Raw genomic sequence first — 19,315 nt, forward strand, 5'->3', positions numbered from 1 at the left:
GGGAGCGGACGGGTCAGGCGCGTCCGTGCGCCTCCTGCGAGCGGCGGGACAGGGAGTCGATGACCACCGCGGCGAACAGCACCCCGCCCGTGATCACCAGCTGGACGGCCGTGGGCGTGTCGGTGAGTGCCATGCCCGACGCGATCGACTGGATGACCAGCATGCCGAGCACCGCGGACCAGGTCGTGCCGCGCCCCCCGAACAGGCTGGTACCGCCGATGACGGCCGCCGCGATGGCGTTGAGCAGCAGGACGCCCGACCCCGAGCCCTGACTGACCGAAGTGATGCGCGAGGCCATGAACAGGCCGCCGACCGCGGCCATGGTGCCGGACACCGCGAGCACCGACGTCTGCACCCGGGTCACGCTCAGACTGGCCCGACGGGCCGCCTCCACACCGCCGCCGAGGGCGTAGACCTGCCGTCCGTAGTGGGTGCGCCGCAGCACGATGTCCAGGCCGGCCACTACCACCAGGAAGATCAGCAGGGCGAGCGGCAGACCCTGGAACCGGTTCAGCACGTACGCCGCGGCGAACGTGATCACCGCGAGTCCCGCCGTGCGCGACGCGATGCCCCGCAGCGAGCGGTGCCGCATGCCGGCCGCCTTGCGGCGCCGCCGGTCCAGGTACGACGACAGGAAGACCATGCCCGTGCCGAGCGCCGCCAGGCCGTACGCGGCCCAGGGGTCGGGGAAGTAGGAGCTGCTCAGCTTGGCGACGAGCCCGTTCTCGTCCAGGTTGACGGTGCCGCTGGTCCCGAGGACGGAGAGCATGACGCCGTTCCAGGTGAGCAGCCCGGCGAGGGTGACGACGAACGCCGGCACCCGGGTCCTGGCGAAGGAGTAGCCCTGGACGGTGCCCGCCACGGTGCCCGCGAGGATGCCCAGGAGGACGGCGAGCCAGTCCGGGACGCCGTGGTTCACGTTCAGTACGGCGAACACCGCCGCCGCGAGGCCGCTGATCGAGCCCACCGACAGGTCCAGCTCGCCGAGCAGCAGGACGAAGACGATGCCGACCGCGATCAGGCCCGTGCCCACGATGTCCACGCTCAGGTTGGACAGGTTCCGGGGGGAGAGGAAGTTCGCGTTCAGGGACTGGAAGACGATCCAGACCACGGCGAGGACGAGGACGACGGGGAACGAGCCCACTTCGCCGGCCCGGAGCCGGTCCCGGAGGACGGCGGCCGGGCGCTCCACGGCACGGGCGAGGGACCGCGTGCCCCGCGTCCGGCGGGTGTCCGCGGGGGGCGCCGCGGGTTCGGTGCGCGTGTTGTCCGTCATGTCGTGCATCCCTGTCACCACCCCGTCTCGCGGTGGGCCATCCGGCGTGGCACGTTCTCCGTGGCACCGGTGATGGAGGAGATGATCTGCTCCTGGGACGCGGTGTTCACGTCGAAGAAGCCGTTGTTGCGGCCGAGCCGCAGGACGGCGGCCCGGTCCGCGAGGGCCTTCACGTCCCCCAGGTTGTGGCTGATGAGCAGCACCCCGAGGCCGCGCTCCCGCAACCGGTCGACCAGGTCGAGCACCTCGGTGGTCTGCTCGAACCCCAGGGCCGCGGTCGGCTCGTCCAGCAGCAGGACCCTCGGCTCGCCGAGCAGGGAGCGGGCGACGGCGACGGTCTGCCGCTGGCCGCTGGACAGGGAGGCGACCGGGCCGCGCAGCTCCGGCACGCGCCGGGTCAGCCGTTCCAGCAGCCGCTGGGTGCGGCGCTCCATCTCCACCTCGTCGAGCAGCCCGAACCTGCGGATCTCCCGGCCGAGGAAGAGGTTGCCGACGACGTCGAGGTTCCCGCACAGCGCGAGGTCCTGGTAGACGGTGGCGATACCGAGGTCGCGGGCGTCGTGGGGGCGTCTGATGTGGACGGGCCGGCCTTCCCACTCGATGGTGCCCCGGTCCGCGGGGGCCACCCCGGAGATCACTTTCACCAGGGTGGACTTGCCGGCCCCGTTGTCGCCCAGCAGGGCGAGGACCTGGCCGGCGTGGATCTCCAGCTCGATGTCCGCCAGGACCTCCACGACACCGAAGCGCTTGCACACGCCGTGCAGCGCCAGCAACGGGGGAGCCGGCACGAGAACCATCTCCTTCCCTGGACCCGTCCGGAGGGGAAACCGCCGCTCAGGTCAGCCCCGCCCTGGCGCAGGCGGCCCTGAGCTGGGGGGCGCAGATCTGCCGGATCGTGTACACACCGTCCTTCACCAGCGTGCGCCTGATGTCGCCGGCGGTCACGGACACCGGGGTGAGCCGCACGGCCGGCACGGTCGCCCCGTCAGCGGTCCGCACCGTGCCCGTGGCGACCCGGTCGAGCCCGGTCCCGCGGGCCGCCGCCACGGCCATGGCGCCGCCCGCGGACGCCTCCGGCCCGAACGGCTTGTAGACCGTCATGTACTGATCACCGGCGACGATCCGCCGCACGGCCGCGAGTTCGGCGTCCTGCCCGGTGACCGGGGGCAGCGGGTGGACCTTGTTCGCCTTCAGGGCGGAGATGCTGCCGGCCGCGAGACCGTCGTTGGCCGCGTAGACCCCGTCGATGTGCCCGGCGCCGAGCGCGGAGATGGCACCGGACATGTTCGTGTTCGCGACGTCCGTGCGCCACTGCAGGGTGTCGTACGCCTTGCCGATCCGCACCCTGCCCCTGAGCACGGACAGCGCGCCCTGCTGGAACGCCGCCGTGTTGGGGTCGGTGGGGTCGCCGTTCATCATGACGATCTGGCCGCCGTGCGCCTTGCCGTCCATCGCCCTCAGCAGCGCCCTGCCCTGGAGCCTGCCGACCTTCACGCCGTCGAAGGAGACGTATCCCGAGATCGGGCCCTCGGCGAGACGGTCGTAGGAGACGACCGGGATGCCCGCCGCGTGTGCCTTCCTGACCGAGGCGGCCAGCGCCCGGCCGTCCACGGGCACGAGCAGGATGGCGTTGACGCCCTGGCTGATCAGCGACTCCATCTGTTCCTGCTGGATCGCCACATCACCCTTGGCGTTGGCGTGCTCGACGCGGCAGTCGCCGCACAGCTCCTTGATCCGCTTCTCCAGCAGGGGCCGGTCCTGTGTGTCCCAGCGGGCGGTGGTGGAATCCGGCAGCAGCAGGCCGATCCTGGGCGCGTCCCGCCCGCCGGAGGCGCTCCCCGTCCCGGTTCCGCAGGAGGCGACGGCGAGGGCGGCCGAGGCCGCCGCCAGGGCCACGGCCACGCCGCGTACGCGGGCCCGGCGACCGGGCAGGGAACGGCGGTTCCGGCGCGCCGCGTCGGGGGGTTCGCGGGGTGGCCGTGCAGCGCTGTCCGCCGGGGCGCGGCGCGGCTTCCACCCGACGAGCCCGGTACCGGCGCCTTCCTCGTCGACCATGACGACACCCGGCTTCCGCACCATGCCACGCGCATCACCGGCCGCGCGCCCAGGAGCCGGTGAACGGCCGTGACACCGGCGCCCGACGCCCGCCCGGACACGTGGATGTGGCCGGACGACCACGTCGTCAGTCTGACACCGGCCGCGAGGGTCCGCGAACCCGGCGAGGCGCGTCGTACGGGCCGCTCTGTCCCGTTAGCTCACTTATGCGATTCTGGGTGGGGGGTCTTCGCCCTGTCGGCACCTCGGCCGGGACGGGAGGTAGGTGCGGACATGCCTCACGACGGCAGCGCCCGGCCCGGGGTCGCGCAGGTGCGGGCAGCCGAGGCCGGCGCCCCCGGCACCGGCCCGCCGTCCCCGGCCCCCGAGGCCGCCGCGAGCGCCCGGGTCCTGGCGTTCGCCGGAGCGGCGCTGGCGGCGGTCTACGTGCCCCGCCCCGGCACCGAGGCGCTCCACCTCGTGGAAGCCGCGGGCCGCGCCGCCCCCGGACACGGGCTGCCGGAGCGACTGGCCCTCACCGGCGACTCACCCGAGGCCCACGCCTTCCGCACCGGCCGGCCCCTGTGGCTGACCCCGGCGACTCTCTCCTCCTTCTCCGAAGGCCTCCCGGCCCTCCCGAACGCGGCCCTCCCGAACGCGGAGGTGTCGCTCGGCGCCCTGCCCCTGGCGACGGCCGGCGGCCGCCTGGGCTGCCTCGTGGTCGCGGGCACCGGCGCGGACGGGTTCGACGCCGAGCAGCAGCGCTTCCTCGCCCGGTACGCCGACGCGGTCGCCGGCCGCCTCCAGACCGGCGACCCGGACCCCCCGCCGCCACTGCTGGGCCCCGCCCTGCGCGGCCTGGGCGTCGGCTCCTTCGTCCTCATGCCGGACACCGGCCTGATCGAGGCCGACGAGACCCTGCTCCACCTGGTCGGCATCGTGCCGCACACCTTCGACGGGAAGGCGGACACCCTGCTCGCCCACGCCCTCCCGGAGGACATGCCCGGCCTGATGAACGTCCTGGAGCCGTCCGCCGAGGCGTACGGCGGCCGGGAGCTGGAGTTCCGCGTGCGCTGCCCCGGCGGCGAGACCCGCTGGCTGAGCCTGCGCTACCGGGCGCTGGCGAGCACCGCCGGCCGGCCGGACCGGGTGCTGGGCGTGGTGACGGCGACCTCGGTCCTGCCCCGCGGCTCCGACGACGTCTCCCGGATCCAGTGGCTGACCGCCGCCCTCGACGACGCCACCACCGTCGCCGACGTCAGTCACGTGGTGGTCACCGCGCTGCGGGAGCCGCTCGGCGCCGACCGGGTGGCGCTCGCCGAACTGCAGGACGAACGGCTCACGGTCACCGTCCTCGACCCCCCGGAGCCCGACGCCTGGCCGCAGGCGTGGCGTTCCGACTGGCGTGCGGAGTGGCCCGATCTGGCGGTCGCCGACCTGCCCACCCTGCGGACGGCACTGCGGGAGGGCCGCATGGGGCTGTGGCCGGCCGGCGCCGCCCTGGAACCCGGGCTCGCGGGCGCCGGCCCCGGCGGCCTGGCCGTCCTGCCGCTGCCCGCCAAGGGCCGGGCCGTCGGCGTCTGCCTGATCGGCTGGGACCGGCCCCACTCCTTCGCGCCCGAGGAACGGTCCCTGCTGACGGCCACCGCGGCGCTGATCGGACAGGCCGTCAAACGCGCCCACGCGCACGACGCGGAGCAGGAACTGGCGACGATGCTCCAGCGCAGCCTGCTGCCCCGGCGCCTGCCCGAACTGTCCGGCGGGACAGCCGTCGCCCGCTACCTGCCCGCACGACGCGGTCTGCAGGTGGGCGGCGACTGGTACGACGTCATCGCGCTCTCCGACGACCGGGTCGCCCTGGTCATCGGCGACGTGCAGGGACACAGCGCCGGAGCGGCGACGATCATGGGACAGATGCGGACCGCGGTCCGGGCCTACGCGGTGGAGGGCCACCCGCCGGACGTGGTCGTCTCACACGCCAACCGGCTCCTCGTCGGCATGGAGACCGACCTGTTCGCCACCTGCTGCTACGCCGAACTGGACATGGAGGAGGGCAACGTCCTGTTCGTCCGGGCCGGACACCTCTCCCCGCTCATCCGCCTCCCCGACGGCAGTGCCGAGGAGGTGCGGGTCGAGGGCGCCCTGCCGCTCGGGGTCTCCGCGGACGCCGAGTTCCCCATGACCGCGGTCGCCCTGACCCCCGGCACCCTCCTCGCCCTGGTCACCGACGGCCTGGTCGAGGCCGCCGACCTCCCCCTGGACGACGGCATGCGGCGCACCCGCACCGCCCTGGCCGCCGCCGACCCCGCCGACCCCGGGCGGGTGGCCGACGAACTGCTGGGCGACGCCGGCCGCCGCGAGGACGACGTGGCCCTGCTGCTGCTCCGCTACGACGGCATGAAGACCCGGCCCATCCGCGCCGGCTGGGCGGTGTGGCGGCTGCCCGACGCCGTCATGCACGCCCGGCGCTTCACCGCCCGCACACTGCGCCGGTGGAACGTGCAGGACGTGGCGGACGCGGTCCTGCTGGTGGTGTCCGAACTGGTCACCAACGCCCTCGTGCACACCCAGGGTTCGGTCCACGTCGACCTGGTGCTGCGCGGGGACCGGGTGCGGGTCAGTGTCAGCGACTCGTCGCCGCGCGCGCCCGCCAAGCCGGTGATCGTGGACTGGGAGTCCACCGGCGGCCGCGGACTGATGCTGGTCGAAGCGCTGTCGGAGTCCTTCGGCTCGGTGCCGGTCGCCAGCGGCAAGCAGGTGTGGAGCGAGATCGTCGTACCGCACCGCGAGCCGTCCGGCGCGGACCCGGGTCCCCGGGCGGACCGGGACGGGCCGCCATGAGCACCCGTTCCCGGCACGTCGTCGCCGCGCTCGTCGCCGGGCTCATGGCCCTGCCCCCGGCCGCCTGCGGAGCACCCGAGGGGACGCGCGCGGACGGCTTCACCGTCGGCCTGCTGCTCCCTGGCCGGGTCCTGTCCCGCTGGGAGAAGTCCGACAAGCCGCTGATCGAGAAGCGGCTGACGCAACTGTGCCCCCGCTGCGGCCTGGAGTACGCCAACGCCGACGACGACCCGGCGCGGCAGCGGCAACAGATGACCTCCATGATCACCAAGGGGGTCCGGGTCCTCATCCTCGACGCCGCCGACACCAGGGCGCTGCGCTCCTCCATCCAGGAGGCGCACGCGGCGGGCGTCCCCGTCGTCGCCTACGACCGGCTCGCCGAGGGCCCGGTCTCGGGCTTCGTCAGCTTCGACGGCGCGCAGGTCGGCCGGCTCCAGGCCGAAACCCTGCTCAGGGGCATGGGAAAGAAGGCGCACGGCGGGAACGTGGTCATGATGAACGGCGACCCGGCCAGCCCGAACGCGGCCTGGTTCAGGCAGGGCGCGCTGTCCGTCCTCACCGGCAGGGTGAAGATCGGCAGGTCCTACGACACCCCGGGCTGGAGCACGGAGAACGCCCACGCCAACATGTCCGCGGCCCTCGCCGCCCTGCACCCGGAACGGATCGACGGCGTCCTCGCGGCCAACGACGCCATGGCCGCGGGCGTCATCTCCGCCTTCAAGAGCGCCCACGTCCGCAGACTCCCGCCGGTCACCGGCCAGGACGCAGACCTCGACGCCGTACGACGCATCGTCAAGGGCGAGCAGTACATGACCGTCTACAAGCCCTTCCGTGCTGAGGCCGAAGCGGCCGCCGCGATGGCCGTCAGCCTCGGACGCGGCGGCGACCCGCGCGGCCTCGCCACGACGACGGTCGACAGCCCCACCACGAAGCACGTCCCGTCGGTCCTGCTCACCTCGCGCGCGGTGACCGTCGACACCATCGAACGGACGCTGGTGAAGGACGGCGTGTACACCGTCGACCAGATCTGCACCCCGCGCCTGCGCCCCGCCTGTGCCAAGGCCGGCCTCGGCGGGGACGGGTCCTAACCGGCGTCAGGCGCGGAGGAAGTCGAGGAGCGCCTCGTTCACCTCGCGCGGGCGTTCCTGCTGCGTCCAGTGTCCGCAGTTCGCCAGCTTCAGCGGCGGGCGCCGCAGGTTGGGCATCAGGTCGGGGAGCTTGGCGATGAGTTCGGGGGTGCCGGGGAAGGCGGGGACGAGGTCGCGGTCGCCGTAGACGTACAGGGCGGGCGGGGTGACGACGGCCCCGTGCCAGGGGGCGGTCAGCTCCCAGTTGCGGTCGAGGTTGCGGTACCAGTTGAGCGCCCCGGTGAACCCCTGGGAGAAGCTCTCGGTGAGCGCGTCCAGGTCGTCCTCGGTGAACCAGTCCGGCAGCACCTCCGGCTCCGACATGGCCGCGAGCCAGCCGCGTTCGTGGTTGACCAGCGGCTGCTTGCCCACGCCGGCGTCGGGCGAGTCCGCGGAACCCCAGTAGAAGATCTTCCGCAGGGTGGTGCGCGGGTCCCGCGCGAACTCGGCGTCGGCGAGGCCGGGGCGGTTGAAGTAGTTCCAGTAGAACCGGCCGTCGAACATCTTGTCCATGGCGGCCAGCGGCGGCCGGGTCCCGCGGAAGGGCGGCGGCACGCTCAGGCCGGCCACCCCGCGCACCACGTCCGGGCGCAGCAGCGCGGTGTGCCAGGCGACCGGCGCGCCCCAGTCGTGCCCGACGACGTAGGCCTGTTCCTCGCCGAGGGCGTGGATCAGCCCGACGACGTCGCCGACCAGGTGGAGGATGGTGTACGCGTCGACGTCCTCGGGATGGTCGCTCTGCCCGTAGCCGCGCTGGTCGGGGGCGACCACCCGGAAACCGGCGGCGGCCAGCGGACCGAACTGGTGCTGCCAGGAGTGCCAGGACTCCGGGAAGCCGTGCAGGAGCACCACCAGCGGGCCGCTGCCCTGCTCGGCGATGTGCAGTCGGATGCCGTTCACGTCGACCATGCGATGTTCAACCATGTGTACGAGCGTACGCGCGGTGTTCGGGAGGCGGCGGTACCGGCCCGGGCCTGTCGTGCCGTCAGTACACGTCCCGCACGTACCGCTTGTCCGTGGCGAGGCGCCTGACGTACGCGGCGGCCTCGTCGGCGTCCATGCCGCCGTGGAGGGCGACGATGTCCCGGAGTGCCTGGTCGACGTCCTTGGCCATGCGCCCCGCGTCACCGCAGACGTAGAAGTGGGCGCCGTCCCGGAGCCACTGCCACAGACGGGGGCCGTGCTCGCGCATCCGGTCCTGGACGTAGACCTTGTTGCGCTGGTCGCGGGAGAACGCCAGGTCGAGACGGTCGAGGTGGCCGGACGCCCGGTACGCCGCCAGCTCCTCGCGGTAGTAGAAGTCGGTGGCCTCGCGCTGCTCGCCGAAGAAGAGCCAGTTGGGCCCGGTGTGACCCCGCGCCAGGCGGTCCTCCAGGAACCCGACGAACGGCGCCACACCGGTTCCCGGGCCCACCATGATCATGGGGGTGGCGGGGTCGGCGGGCGGCCGGAAGTGCGGGGCGCGCTGCACGAAGACCTGGACCGGGCCGTCGTCCGCGTGGTCGGCGAGATAGGTGGAGCACACGCCCTTGCGGTCCCGGCCGAGGCCGTTGGTATAGCGGACCACGGAGACCGTGAGCCGGACCTCGCCGGGGTGGGCGAGCGGGCTGGACGAGATGGAGTACAGCCGGGGCTGGAGGCGTTTGAGGACGCCCGCCCACTCCGCCGCCGAGGCGCGGACGGGGAACTCGGCGACGACGTCGGCGGCCTGCCGGCCCCAACTCCACTGCGCCAGCGCGTCCTTGTTGTCGGACCGCAGCAGGCGCTTCAGGTCGTGGCTGCCCGTGCGCTCCGTGAGGAACCTCAGCAGGTCGGTGGTGATGCGGGCGATGTCCAGGCGGGTGCGCAGCGCCTCTTCGAAGGGGACGGGCGTGCCGTCGCCGAGGTCGACCACCTCGTCGGGGTCGACACCGGTCAGGGCGAGCCATTCGGCGACGAGAGGGGCGCCGTTGGCCGGCCAGACGCCGAGCGCGTCACCGGCGTCGTAGGCCAGCTCGCCCTCGCGGGTGTCGAAGGCGAACTGCCGTACCTCCTTCTGCGAACCGGGCAGGCTCAGCAGCCGGTTGCCGACGAGCAGGGTGGCGAACGGGGACGCCTTGGTGTAGCCCGCCGGTGCGGAAGCCGGCGCCGGGAAGGCGGCGCCGGCCGGTGTGGCCGCGCGGGCCGCCGTGGGCGCCACGGCGACCGAGCCCGCCGGCACCGGGTGCCGGTCGTCGGTCGCGGTCAGGGCGGTGACGGCCCGGCCGAGCCATGGCTCGGCGGCCTCCTCGAAGTCGGGCTCGCAGTCGGTGCGGGGGAGCAGCCGGGTGGCGCCGAGCGCTTCGAAACGCTCGTCCAGCCGGCGGCCGTGACCGCAGAAGTCGTCGTAGGTGGAGTCGCCGAACGCCAGGACCGCGTACCTGATCCCCTCCAGCCGCGGGGCGTCCGGGGCGGACAGCGCCTGCCAGAATCCGGCGCCGTTGTCGGGGGCGTCGCCGTCACCGAAGGTGCTCGTGACGAGGAGGACGTCGGTGTCCGGGGTGAGATCGGCCGGAGAGGCGTCGGCCATGGGCAGCAGCTCGGCGTCCAGGCCGGACTCGGTGAGGCGGGCGGCGACGGTGGCGGCGAAGTCCTCGGCGTTGCCCGTCTGGGAGGCCCACAGGACGAGCAGCCGGCGGGCCGGCACGGCGGTGTCGGCCGCCGGCGGGCCGGCCTGCCCGGGGGCGGGGGCGGCGGTGCGGGAGTACATGCCGGCGAGGACGCCGTCGACCCACAGGGCGTGGCCGGGGCTGAACGGCGCGCCCGGCGGCAGCACGGGGACGCGTCCGTCGGGCGGGGTGAGGGTGAGACCGGAGAGGAAGCCGGCGAGGTAGCGGCGCTCCGGCTCGGCCAGGGACGCGGGCGCGAGGTCGGCGACGCCGAACAGCGCGGCGAGCGCGGGGACGGGGGAGTCCACCGGGGTGACCGCCGCGCTGACCGGGACCGGGACCGGGACGTCCACGGGTGCTCCTCCTCGGCTGGGTTCGGGCGTGCCGCCGGGGCGGGCCGCCGGGGCGGGGGCGGCCGTCCGGGTGAGGGCCACGGCGCAGACCTTGAGCTCGGGCTGGAAGGAGAGCGGGTCGATGGCGTCGTTGGTGACGGCGTTGACGCTCAGGTACTCCCCGAACAGGTCGTTCCAGTGGAACGGCGCGAAGCAGGTGCCCGGCCGCACACGGTCGGTGACCACGACGGGCAGCACGGCGCGCCCGCGCCGGGAGGCGATTTCCAGATGGTCGCCCCCGGCCACCCCCAGCGCCCGGGCGTCCTCGGGGTTGACCTCCACGAACGGGCCGGGGTTCAGCTTGGTGAGCTTGGCGACCTTGCCGGTCTTGGTCATCGTGTGCCACTGGTGCTGGAGGCGGCCGGTGTTGAGGACGAAGGGGTGGTCGTCGTCGGGGAGTTCGGCCGGCGGCAGGTGCGGGCGGGCGAAGAACCGCGCGCGTCCGCTCGGGGTGGGGAAGGCCAGCCGGGGGCGGGTGCCGTCCGCGTGTTCCCGCAGGGTCTGGCTGACCCCGTCGTTGAGGTAGCGGATCGGGTTGCGGTCCGGGCCGTCGGCGGTGGGCGCCGGCCACTGCACGGGGGTGGCGCGCAGCCGGTCGTAGGTCACGCCGCGCAGGTCCCAGCCGGTCGCGGGGTTCCAGGCCCGCTTCAGCTCCTCGAAGACCTCCTCGGCGCAGCTGTACGTGAAGCCGTCGGCGAAGCCCATCGCGCAGGCCACCCGGGCGATCAGCTGCCAGTCGGGCAGCGCCTGCCCGGGCGGGTCGACGACCCCCTGGACCAGGGTGAGGTTCCGTTCGGAGTTGACCATCACACCGTCGGACTCCGCCCACAGCGTCGCGGGCAGCACGACATCGGCGTACGCGTTGGTCTCGGTCTCGGCGAACACGTCCTGGGTGACGACGAGTTCGGCGGCCTCCAGGCCGGCGATGACGGACCTGCGGTTGGCGACCGAGGCGACCGGGTTGGTGCAGATGATCCAGCACGCCTTGATGTCGCCCGCGGCCATCCGCTCGAACATCTCGACCGTGCCGCGCCCGACCTCGGTGCGCAGGGTGCCCTCGGGGATGTTCCACAGGTCCTCCACGAAGGCGCGGTCGGCGTCGGCCAGGACCGAGCGCTGGCCGGGCAGACCCGGGCCCATGTAACCCATCTCCCGGCCGCCCATGGCGTTGGGCTGGCCGGTCAGCGAGAACGGCCCGGAGCCCGGGCGGCACAGGGCGCCGGTGGCGAGGTGCAGGTTGACCAGGGCGTTGGTGTTCCAGGTGCCGTGGGTGGACTGGTTCAGGCCCATGGTCCAGCAGCTCATCCACTCGCCGGCCTCGCCGATCCACCGGGCGGCCTGCCGGATGTCGCCCTCGGGGATGCCGGTGATCTCCGCGACCTTCCCGGGCGGGTAGTCGGCGAGGAAGGCGGGCATCTCCTCCCAGCCCTCGGTGAACTCGGCGATGAACTCCTCGTCGGTGTGGCCGTCCGCGACCAGCAGGTGCAGCAGGCCGTTGAGCAGGGCCAGGTCGGTGCCGGGCCTGATCTGCAGGAAGAGGTCGGCCTTGTCGGCGGTGGCGGTGCGGCGCGGGTCGACGACGATCAGCCTGGCCCCGGCCGACTTCACGCGGTCCATCATGCGCAGGAACAGGATCGGGTGGCAGTCGGCCATGTTGGCGCCGATGACGAGGAAGGCGTCCGCGTGGTCGAAGTCCTGGTAGGAGCCGGGCGGGCCGTCCGCGCCCAGTGACAGTTTGTAGCCGGTGCCGGCGGAGGCCATGCACAGCCGGGAGTTGGACTCGATCTGGTTGGTGCGTACGAAGCCCTTGGCCAGCTTGTTCGCCAGGTACTGCGCCTCCAGGGACATCTGCCCGGACACGTAGAAGGACAGCGCGTCCGGGCCGTGCTCGTCCAGGATCGCCCGCAGCCGCCCGGCGACCGTCCGGACGGCCTCGTCCACGTCCGTCTCGGCCGGCTGGGCCTCGCGCCCGGCCCGCACCAGGGCCTTCGTCAGCCGTCCGGGCGCGGCCATCATGTCCGCGCTCGTGGCGCCCTTGGTGCACAGGCGGCCGCTGTTCGTGGGGTGCGCCCTGTCCCCGGAGGCCCTGGCCGCGATCCGCCTGCCGTCGCCGGGGTCCCGCTTGATGTCGAGCACGATCCCGCAGCCGACCCCGCAGTACGAGCAGACCGTACGGACGCCGCCGTCCTTCGAGCCAGCCGCCACCGAACCCCCACTGCCGCGCGTCCACCGTCCGGACCGGCCCGCGGGTGGCGGGCGGCCCCAGGACAAGCACCGTAGGAAGATCGCATTACCGGCCCGTCACACACCGGGCCCGCCCGGGGTTACACCCCGCGCACACCCGTCGGCGGTGCCCTGTGAGACGGGCGGGACACCACCGGCCGGGACGGGGCGTCCGGTCAGGAGGCGCCGCCCGTACCCCGCTCCCCTCCCGCTCAACAGGCGCCGCCGGTGTCCCCCCGCGCGACGCCCGCCTCGCGCAGCGCCGGCCACACCCGGTCGCGGGTCAGGGGCAGCTCGGTGCAGCGCAGGCCGGTCGCGTCGCGCAGGGCGGGCGGGAGAGCCGTGGCGCCGGCCTTCCGGGCGCCCCGCACGGCACGGGGCGCGGGGTCACGGCTCGCCGTGCCGTTCCGTGTCGCGGAGCAGCAGCACGGTGTTGGAGACGCCTCCCGCCGCGGTGTTCACGGGTGCCGTGGCGGGGTCCGCCCCGGGGCCGGGATGGCGGACGTAGGCGCCCGCGATGCGGCCGTCCAGCAGGAACGGGGAGACGACGAACGGCACACGGGCCACCTTCCGGGCGCCGTCGCGGCCGCGGAAGTGCATCGGGGTGCGGTCGGGCACCAGCCGGCGTTGCAGGACGAGCGTCTGCTCGCGCGACCGCCGCGTCAGCAGGGCGAGCCACTCCCGTGCCGTGACCTGGTGACCGGCGACGAACCCGGCGCCGCCACGGCCGCACGAGGGCTTGACGACGAGGCCGGCCCGCTCCCGCACGGCCCGCGCCAGGACGTCCCGCCGCAGCTCGGCGGGCTGCTCGGGACCCAGCCACGCCGTCCACGGCACGTGCGCGAGGATCAGCTCGCGGTCCGCCGGCTCGTACAGGTCCAGGTCCTCGTGCATCCAGGCCAGCACCTGCTTGGCACTCGGCAGGCACGCGGCTTCGGGTACGAACAACCGCACGCTGCCGGCGAGGACCGCGGCCCGCAGGACGGCGACGGACCGGCCGTCCGCCAGCACCCGGCTGACGAACGGGTTGAAGACCACGTCGATGCGGTCGTCGCCGGCCCAGAGCCCGCCGGCGCCCCCGCGCACCTCGGACAGATCGGCGACGGACACCTCCAGCCCGGCCGCCCGGGCGGCTGCCGCGGCCGGCCGCAGATAGCGGCGCAGGGCGCGGGCGTCGTCCAGTTTCGCCGCGATGCCCGAGGTCGCCCGCCAGGTGGGCACGAGCACCCGGCCACGCCCACCGCCCGCCGGTACGACGCGGGCCAGACAGGCCGCCCGGGCCCGCAGCGTCGACGGAGGCTCGACCAGGGTCCCGTCCGGCCGGCAGCGGGCGAACGCCGAGGCCCGTCGCTCCAGGCCCGGTACACCGTAGATGTTCGGCCCGATGTTCAGCTCGACGAACCACGGCCTGCCGCCGACCGCGAGCGCGTCGGGACGGGCCATGCGCAGCAGCTCGGCGTCCGACAGCGGCTGCGCCGGGTCCAGGAGGCGCAGGTCGCGGCGGTCGTTCAGGACCCGGTACAGCTCGCCGGCGGTCCCGGCCCGGCGCCGGCACGCGAGCAGGGCGCACCGGAGCACCCCCGACGCCAGCGCGCCGAACCGGTGGTAGGCCGCCTCGGAGAACACCAGCGGGCGCAGCGCCTCCCAGCGGCCCGGCAGCGCGTCGAGCACCCACCAGTCGGCCCCGGCGGCGTGGCACAGCAGCTCCGAGCGGGCCTCGCGGGGCAGCCGGTGCCACAGGTCGTGCAGGGCGCATCCGTCCATCGGTTCCGACGGTAAGCGGTGGCGGCTGCGACGGCTTCCCCGGAAGCGGCGGGGGACCTCGTTGCTAGGCTCACGCGTATGCCGACGTCAGCGCCGCCCCGCAACCGATCCGCCTGCCGGGCGTCCGGCCCGGGGACGCCCGCGACGGCGCCCGGCGCCCCCTGCCCGGCCTCGGCCGACGGCGAGGACCGGGCATGGCAGCGCACGTCCTGATCCTCGGCGGTACCGCGGAGGGCCGCCGGGTCGCCGAACTGCTCGACGGCATCCCCGGGTTGCGGCTGACCAGCTCCCTCGCTGGACGGGTCGCCGGTCCCCGGGCGCTCCCGGGCGGGACGCGCGTCGGCGGCTTCGGCGGGCCGGAGGGGCTGACGGCGTGGCTGCGTGAGCACACGGTCGACGCGGTGGTCGACGCCACCCACCCCTTCGCCGGAACGATCAGCTTCCACGCGGCACAGGCCGCTGCCGCCGCCCGGGTCCCCCTGCTCGCCCTGCGCCGGCCTGGCTGGGCCCCCCTCCCGGGCGACCGGTGGCACCCGGTGGACTCGCTGGAGGAAGCGGCGCGCGTCCTGCCCGCACTGGGCCGGCGTGTGTTCCTGACCACCGGGCGCCTGGGGCTTGCCGCCTTCGCGGACCTGGACGCCCTGTGGTTCCTCGTCCGGTCCGTGGACGCCCCCGAGCCTCCGCGGCCGTCCCGCATGGAGGTGCTGCTGGACCGCGGCCCCTTCACCCTCGACGGGGAACGCGAGCTGCTGCGGCGCCACCGTGTCGACGTCATCGTCACCAAGGACAGCGGCGGAGCGGCCACCGCGCCGAAGCTGACGGCCGCCCGGGAGGCCGGGCTGCCCGTCGTCGTGGTCCGCAGACCACCGGCGCCCCGGGGCGTCCCCGTCGTCCCCGACCCGGAGAGCGCGGCCCGCTGGGTCCGCGAACGCCTCGCACCGGGGCAGCCGTCAGGCCGCTGACCGGCACCGGTACGCGCCGGGGCGCGCCGGCGCGCCCCGGCGCGTCACTCCTCCTCGCTCGCGAGCGCGTTCACCGCGGCGGCGGCGATGGCACTGCCACCGCGGCGGCCGCGGACCACCAGGTGCTCCAGCCCGGACGGATGCGCGGCCAGGGCGTCCTTGGACTCGGCGGCGCCGACGAACCCGACCGGGACACCGATGACGGCGGCGGGCCGCGGCCCGCCCGCCTCGACCATCTCCAGGAGGTGGAACAGAGCGGTCGGCGCGTTGCCGATGGCGACCACCGCGCCCTCCAGCCGGTCCCGCCACAGCTCCACCGCCGCCGCACTGCGCGTGGTGCCCAGCCGCGCGGCCAGCTCCGCGACGGCCGGGTCGGACAGCGTGCAGAGCACGTCGTTGCCGGCCGGCAGCCGCCTGCGGGTCACACCGCTGGCCACCATCTGGACGTCGCAGAGGACCGGCGCCCCGGCGCGCAGGGCCGCCCGGGCGCGGGCCACCACCGCCGGCGTGTAGGCCAGGTCCCGGACGAGGTCGACCATCCCGCAGGCGTGGATCATCCGCACCGCGACCTGGCCGACGTCGGCGGGCAGGCCCGCGAGGTCGGCTTCCGCCCGGATGGTGGCGAACGACTGGCGGTAGATGGCCGCGCCGTCCTTCTCGTAGACGTGGGGGGTCACGGTGCTCTTCTCGCTGCTCTCGGTCGTCTCGCGGCGCATGAGGTGCTCGCCGCCCGCACGGCGGTGAGCATACCCACCGCGCACCGCGGCGCGCGGCGGGCGGTGGTCACCTGCGCCAGGGACCGGTCACCGCGAACGTCGTGCCGGGCGTGTAGCAGTTGACGAACATCGTCTCGCCGTCGGGGGAGAAGGTGACCCCGGCGAACTCGCCCCACTCGGGCCGTTCCGGCGTCCCGATGTTCTGCCGGCCCCGGGCCATCGCGTACACCTCGCCCCCGCGGGTCACGCCGAACACGTGCTGCGCGCCGTTGCCGTCCTCGCACACCATCAGGCCGCCGCCGGGAGCGAGGCAGATGTTGTCCGGGGACTCGCCGGGCAGCTGGACGTCGGTGTCCGGGCCGAACACGACGACGAGGGTCAGCCGGCGGCGCGCCGGGTCGTAGCGCCAGATCTGCCCGTAGTGGTCGGCGGCGGAGCCGTCCGCGCCGCGGGCGAAGGACGACACGAAGTAGACGCAGCCGCCGCCCCAGTAGCAGCCCTCCAGCTTCTGCGCGTGGGTGATGCCGCCGGGGCCGTAGTCCTGCAACCGGGTCGGTGTGGAGACGGCCAGCGGGTCGGGTACGTCCACCCACGCGATGCCGTCGAAGCGCGCCCCGGTCTCCTGGACGGTGGAGAGGTCCGGTACGCCCGGCACCCGCATCGCCTGGAGCCGGCCGCCGGCGCGGAGGGAGCCGACGCCACCGAGCGGCCGGTCGGGCAGGAAGCGGTAGAAGAGGCCGAACGGCTTGACGAAGGCGTCCTCCGTCTCGTAGACGGTGCCGTCGCGCGGGTCGACCGCGATCGCCTCGTGCTGGAAGCGGCCCATCGCGGTCAGCGGAACCGCGCCGGTGCGGTGCGGGTCGGTGGGGTGGACCTCGAAGACGAAGCCGTGGTCCTTGGTGTAGCCGTTGGTGCCGGCCTTGTCCTCGGTCTCCTCGCAGGTCAGCCAGGTGCCCCAAGGGGTGTGGCCACCTGCGCAGTTGACGGCCGTACCGGCGATGGCGACCCGCTCGGACAGCACGCGGTGGTCCGCGTCGAGCGTCAGGGCCGTACAGCCGCCCTTACCCTCCGGGTCGTAGGTGAGACCGCGCACGGTCGGTACCGGGATCTCGGCCGTGACCCGGTTCTCGTGGTTGCGGACGAGGTGGGTACGGCCCCCGCGGCCGCCGAAGGCGGCCATGCCGTCGTGGTGGGAGGGGACTCTGCCCTCGCCGGAACGGAGCGGGTCGCCCTCGCGGGAGAGCACCGTGTAGCGGAATCCTTTCGGCAGGTCGAGCAGCCCGTCCGGATCGGGGACGAGCGGGCCGTAGCCGGAGTGACCCGGGCTCTGCGCGGCGGCGGTGCCCGCGAAAAGCTCGGACAGGGCCCCGGTGAAGGCGATGCCGGCGCCCAGGGCGCTCGCACGGGCCAGGACCTGACGGCGTGTTGCAGACATGCGGCAGCGACCTTCCTGCTGGCGGACAGGAACTGTGACCCCGCTGTGTCTATCACCCGGTGCGGGCCGCGGGAACCAGGCGTTCAGCCGTGTCAGCACGGCGTACCGGAACGGCCCGGCGGCCCATGGGCGCGGACAGACCACCACCGTGCGCCCTCGGTCGGGCCATCCCCTACACTGGGTAGACCTACCTACCTAATTCCATGGCGACGAGGGAGACCGGTGTGAGCAGCGGGGACAGCGGCCGGCGGCGGCCGGCCCGGGAGCGGCTGCTGGCGGCCGCCGCCCGCCGTTTCTACGCCGACGGCGTGGCGGCGACCGGCATCGACGCGATCACCGCGGAGGCCGGCGTGGCGAAGATGAGCCTCTACAACAACTTCGCCTGCAAGGCCGACCTGGTCAGGGCCTACCTCGACGCCCGGCACGAGGAGTGGCTCGGCCTGTACCGGGCGCGGCTGGAGCGGGCCCAGGGCCCGCGCGACGGCGTCCTCGCCGTCTTCGACGCATACGCCGACCACGCGGGGTTCGCCTACGAGCACGGCTTCCGCGGCTGCGGCCTGCTCAACGCCGCCGCCGAGCTTCCCGCCGGGGACGAGGGCCGGGCGGTGGTACGCGCCCACAAGGAGGAGGTCGAGCGGCTGATCGCCGGCCACCTGGAGGAGCTGATGCCGGAGCGTCCCGACGAGGCTCGCGCGACGGCCGAGCACCTGGCCTTCCTCCTGGAGGGCGCGACGGCCCGCGCCGGGCTGGAGGGCGACGGCGACCGCCTCCGGCGGGCCCGCGTGTTGGCGGCCGGCCTGCTGGACCGCCTGTGAAGCGGCCCGCCGGCCCCAGCCGGTCCGCGGGGATCGGCGCCCTGTGCGTCCTGGCCGCCTCCGTCCTGTGGGGGACCACGGGTACGGCCGCCACCTTCGCCCCCCAGGTGGGCCCGTTGGCCATCGGTGCCGTCGCCATGGGCCTGGGCGGACTGCTCCAGGCCCTCGCCGCCGCCGCACAGCTCGGCCGGCACGCGCCCCGCCTGCGCGAGCGGCGCGGCACGGTACTGCTCGGCGCCGTCTCGGTGGCCGTCTACCCCCTGGCGTTCTACAGCTCCATGCGGCTGGCCGGAGTCGCCGTGGGCACCGTGGTGTCGCTAGGGACCGCTCCGCTCGCCTCGGCCCTGGTCGAACGCGTCGTGGACCACCGCCGGCTCACCCGCCGCTGGACGGCCGCGGCCGCACTCGGCCTGGTGGGCACCGCCCTGCTGTGCGTCGCCGAAGCGGCCCACGCCGCCGACGGCACGGGGCCGGCGTCCGTGGCCGGCACACTCCTCGGCGTGAGCCTCGGCCTGGTCGCCGCCGCGACCTACGCCCTGTACTCCTGGGCCGCGCACCGGCTCATCAGCGGCGGGATCCCCTCGCGTGCGGCGATGGGCGCCGTCTTCGGCCTCGGCGGACTGCTCCTGCTGCCCGTCCTCCTGGCCACCGGCGCGCCGCTCGCCGGCTCCTGGTCCAACGCGGCCGTCGGCGCCTACATGGCGCTGGTCCCCATGTTCGCCGGGTACGTCCTCTTCGGCCGGGGTCTCGCGTGCGTGCCCGCCAGCACGGCCACCACCCTGTCCCTGCTGGAACCGGCCGTCGCGGCCGTCCTCGCCGTCCTGGTCGTCGGCGAACGCCTGCCGGCCGCCGGCTGGACCGGCATCGCCCTCGTCATCACCTGCCTCGCGGTCCTCACCACCCCCACCCCGGCCACCCGCCGCCGTCAGCATCGGCAGCCGCCGCCGGAAGGCAGGGCCGTCGCGCCGCCCCCCGACTCGGCCGGGGCGCTGCCGCCGGCCTCGGACGCGGACGCCGTCTGAGGACACCCGCCGCAGACGGACCCGGACGCCGTCCGAAGACACCGGCCGTGGACGCCCCGAGCCGTACCGGGCCGAGGGGCG

At 74.5% G+C, this 19,315-nt stretch carries 14 protein-coding genes; 5 read left to right on the forward strand and 9 right to left on the reverse strand.

The genetic code is table 11. The annotated features are described in order from the left end of the window. Window positions 1-13: 13 nt before the first annotated feature. From ACZ3ZD_RS07720 to ACZ3ZD_RS07730, 3 genes are read right to left on the reverse strand one after another with little or no spacing between them, the layout of a single operon-like run. Complete coding sequence (locus ACZ3ZD_RS07720) at window positions 14-1,285, reverse strand: sugar ABC transporter permease (protein ID WP_467394651.1); 1,272 nt, start codon at window positions 1,283-1,285, stop codon at window positions 14-16. A 5-nt stretch (window positions 1,286-1,290) separates the two neighbouring features. After that, window positions 1,291-2,073 carry an ATP-binding cassette domain-containing protein gene (locus tag ACZ3ZD_RS07725; RefSeq protein WP_467394653.1) on the reverse strand — a complete coding sequence of 261 codons (783 nt, stop codon included), beginning with the start codon at window positions 2,071-2,073 and terminating at the stop codon, window positions 1,291-1,293. A gap of 37 nt (window positions 2,074-2,110) precedes the next feature. Then, window positions 2,111-3,355 carry a substrate-binding domain-containing protein gene (locus ACZ3ZD_RS07730; protein WP_467394655.1) on the reverse strand — a complete coding sequence of 415 codons (1,245 nt, stop codon included), beginning with the start codon at window positions 3,353-3,355 and terminating at the stop codon, window positions 2,111-2,113. 249 nt (window positions 3,356-3,604) lie between these two features. On the opposite strand from ACZ3ZD_RS07730, the gene ACZ3ZD_RS07735 reads away from it, so the two are divergent. Beyond that, window positions 3,605-6,151: a SpoIIE family protein phosphatase gene (locus ACZ3ZD_RS07735; RefSeq protein WP_467394657.1), complete on the forward strand. Its 2,547-nt coding sequence runs from the start codon at window positions 3,605-3,607 to the stop codon at window positions 6,149-6,151. Continuing rightward, on the forward strand, window positions 6,148-7,239 hold the full coding sequence (locus tag ACZ3ZD_RS07740) for a sugar ABC transporter substrate-binding protein (RefSeq protein WP_467394659.1): 1,092 nt from the start codon (window positions 6,148-6,150) through the stop codon (window positions 7,237-7,239). Before ACZ3ZD_RS07735 ends, ACZ3ZD_RS07740 begins: the two co-directional genes overlap by 4 nt. A 6-nt stretch (window positions 7,240-7,245) precedes the next feature. On the opposite strand, the gene ACZ3ZD_RS07745 is transcribed toward ACZ3ZD_RS07740, so the two are convergent. The 4 genes from ACZ3ZD_RS07745 to ACZ3ZD_RS07760 all read right to left on the reverse strand — a co-directional run bounded on the left by ACZ3ZD_RS07745 (window position 7,246) and on the right by ACZ3ZD_RS07760 (window position 14,284). Beyond that, entirely contained in the window at window positions 7,246-8,202 is a 957-nt protein-coding gene (locus tag ACZ3ZD_RS07745) for an alpha/beta fold hydrolase (protein ID WP_467394661.1), read from the reverse strand. A 61-nt stretch (window positions 8,203-8,263) separates the two neighbouring features. Beyond that, the gene (locus ACZ3ZD_RS07750) at window positions 8,264-12,502 is read right to left on the reverse strand and encodes a molybdopterin-dependent oxidoreductase (RefSeq protein WP_467394663.1); all 4,239 of its coding nucleotides are present in this window, start codon (window positions 12,500-12,502) and stop codon (window positions 8,264-8,266) included. Window positions 12,503-12,732: 230 nt separating this feature from the next. Further along, on the reverse strand, window positions 12,733-12,891 hold the full coding sequence (locus ACZ3ZD_RS07755; RefSeq protein WP_467394665.1) for a hypothetical protein: 159 nt from the start codon (window positions 12,889-12,891) through the stop codon (window positions 12,733-12,735). A 16-nt stretch (window positions 12,892-12,907) separates the two neighbouring features. After that, window positions 12,908-14,284: a hypothetical protein gene (locus ACZ3ZD_RS07760; RefSeq protein ID WP_467394668.1), complete on the reverse strand. Its 1,377-nt coding sequence runs from the start codon at window positions 14,282-14,284 to the stop codon at window positions 12,908-12,910. A gap of 194 nt (window positions 14,285-14,478) precedes the next feature. On the opposite strand from ACZ3ZD_RS07760, the gene ACZ3ZD_RS07765 reads away from it, so the two are divergent. Continuing rightward, complete coding sequence (locus ACZ3ZD_RS07765) at window positions 14,479-15,246, forward strand: cobalt-precorrin-6A reductase (RefSeq protein WP_467394670.1); 768 nt, start codon at window positions 14,479-14,481, stop codon at window positions 15,244-15,246. 44 nt (window positions 15,247-15,290) lie between these two features. Here ACZ3ZD_RS07765 and ACZ3ZD_RS07770 read toward each other — a convergent pair whose 3' ends face one another. Together ACZ3ZD_RS07770 and ACZ3ZD_RS07775 are read right to left on the reverse strand one after the other, a co-directional pair. Beyond that, a complete protein-coding gene (locus ACZ3ZD_RS07770; protein WP_467394672.1) occupies window positions 15,291-15,962 on the reverse strand; it encodes a precorrin-8X methylmutase in 672 nt (223 codons plus the stop codon). A gap of 67 nt (window positions 15,963-16,029) precedes the next feature. Next, window positions 16,030-17,397, reverse strand: coding sequence for an alkaline phosphatase PhoX (locus ACZ3ZD_RS07775; RefSeq protein WP_467394674.1), 1,368 nt, complete (start codon window positions 17,395-17,397; stop codon window positions 16,030-16,032). 203 nt (window positions 17,398-17,600) lie between these two features. On the opposite strand from ACZ3ZD_RS07775, the gene ACZ3ZD_RS07780 reads away from it, so the two are divergent. Together ACZ3ZD_RS07780 and ACZ3ZD_RS07785 are read left to right on the forward strand one after the other, a co-directional pair. Further along, window positions 17,601-18,212 carry a TetR/AcrR family transcriptional regulator gene (locus ACZ3ZD_RS07780; RefSeq protein ID WP_467394676.1) on the forward strand — a complete coding sequence of 204 codons (612 nt, stop codon included), beginning with the start codon at window positions 17,601-17,603 and terminating at the stop codon, window positions 18,210-18,212. Then, window positions 18,209-19,234: a DMT family transporter gene (locus tag ACZ3ZD_RS07785; RefSeq protein WP_467394678.1), complete on the forward strand. Its 1,026-nt coding sequence runs from the start codon at window positions 18,209-18,211 to the stop codon at window positions 19,232-19,234. The genes ACZ3ZD_RS07780 and ACZ3ZD_RS07785 overlap by 4 nt, the downstream gene beginning before the upstream one ends. The last annotated feature ends 81 nt before the right edge of the window (window positions 19,235-19,315 follow it).

The sequence above is a fragment of the Streptomyces sp. NPDC023481 genome, from assembly GCF_055560195.1.

Coding starts and splice junctions, on each gene's coding strand:
- ACZ3ZD_RS07720 (WP_467394651.1), bottom strand. CDS start 1,285: ATGCACGACATGACGGACAACACGCGCACCGAACCCGCGGCGCCCCCC.
- ACZ3ZD_RS07725 (WP_467394653.1), bottom strand. CDS start 2,073: ATGGTTCTCGTGCCGGCTCCCCCGTTGCTGGCGCTGCACGGCGTGTGC.
- ACZ3ZD_RS07730 (WP_467394655.1), bottom strand. CDS start 3,355: ATGGTGCGGAAGCCGGGTGTCGTCATGGTCGACGAGGAAGGCGCCGGT.
- ACZ3ZD_RS07735 (WP_467394657.1), top strand. CDS start 3,605: ATGCCTCACGACGGCAGCGCCCGGCCCGGGGTCGCGCAGGTGCGGGCA.
- ACZ3ZD_RS07740 (WP_467394659.1), top strand. CDS start 6,148: ATGAGCACCCGTTCCCGGCACGTCGTCGCCGCGCTCGTCGCCGGGCTC.
- ACZ3ZD_RS07745 (WP_467394661.1), bottom strand. CDS start 8,202: ATGGTTGAACATCGCATGGTCGACGTGAACGGCATCCGACTGCACATC.
- ACZ3ZD_RS07760 (WP_467394668.1), bottom strand. CDS start 14,284: ATGGACGGATGCGCCCTGCACGACCTGTGGCACCGGCTGCCCCGCGAG.
- ACZ3ZD_RS07765 (WP_467394670.1), top strand. CDS start 14,479: ATGGCAGCGCACGTCCTGATCCTCGGCGGTACCGCGGAGGGCCGCCGG.
- ACZ3ZD_RS07770 (WP_467394672.1), bottom strand. CDS start 15,962: ATGCGCCGCGAGACGACCGAGAGCAGCGAGAAGAGCACCGTGACCCCC.
- ACZ3ZD_RS07775 (WP_467394674.1), bottom strand. CDS start 17,397: ATGTCTGCAACACGCCGTCAGGTCCTGGCCCGTGCGAGCGCCCTGGGC.
- ACZ3ZD_RS07780 (WP_467394676.1), top strand. CDS start 17,601: ATGGCGACGAGGGAGACCGGTGTGAGCAGCGGGGACAGCGGCCGGCGG.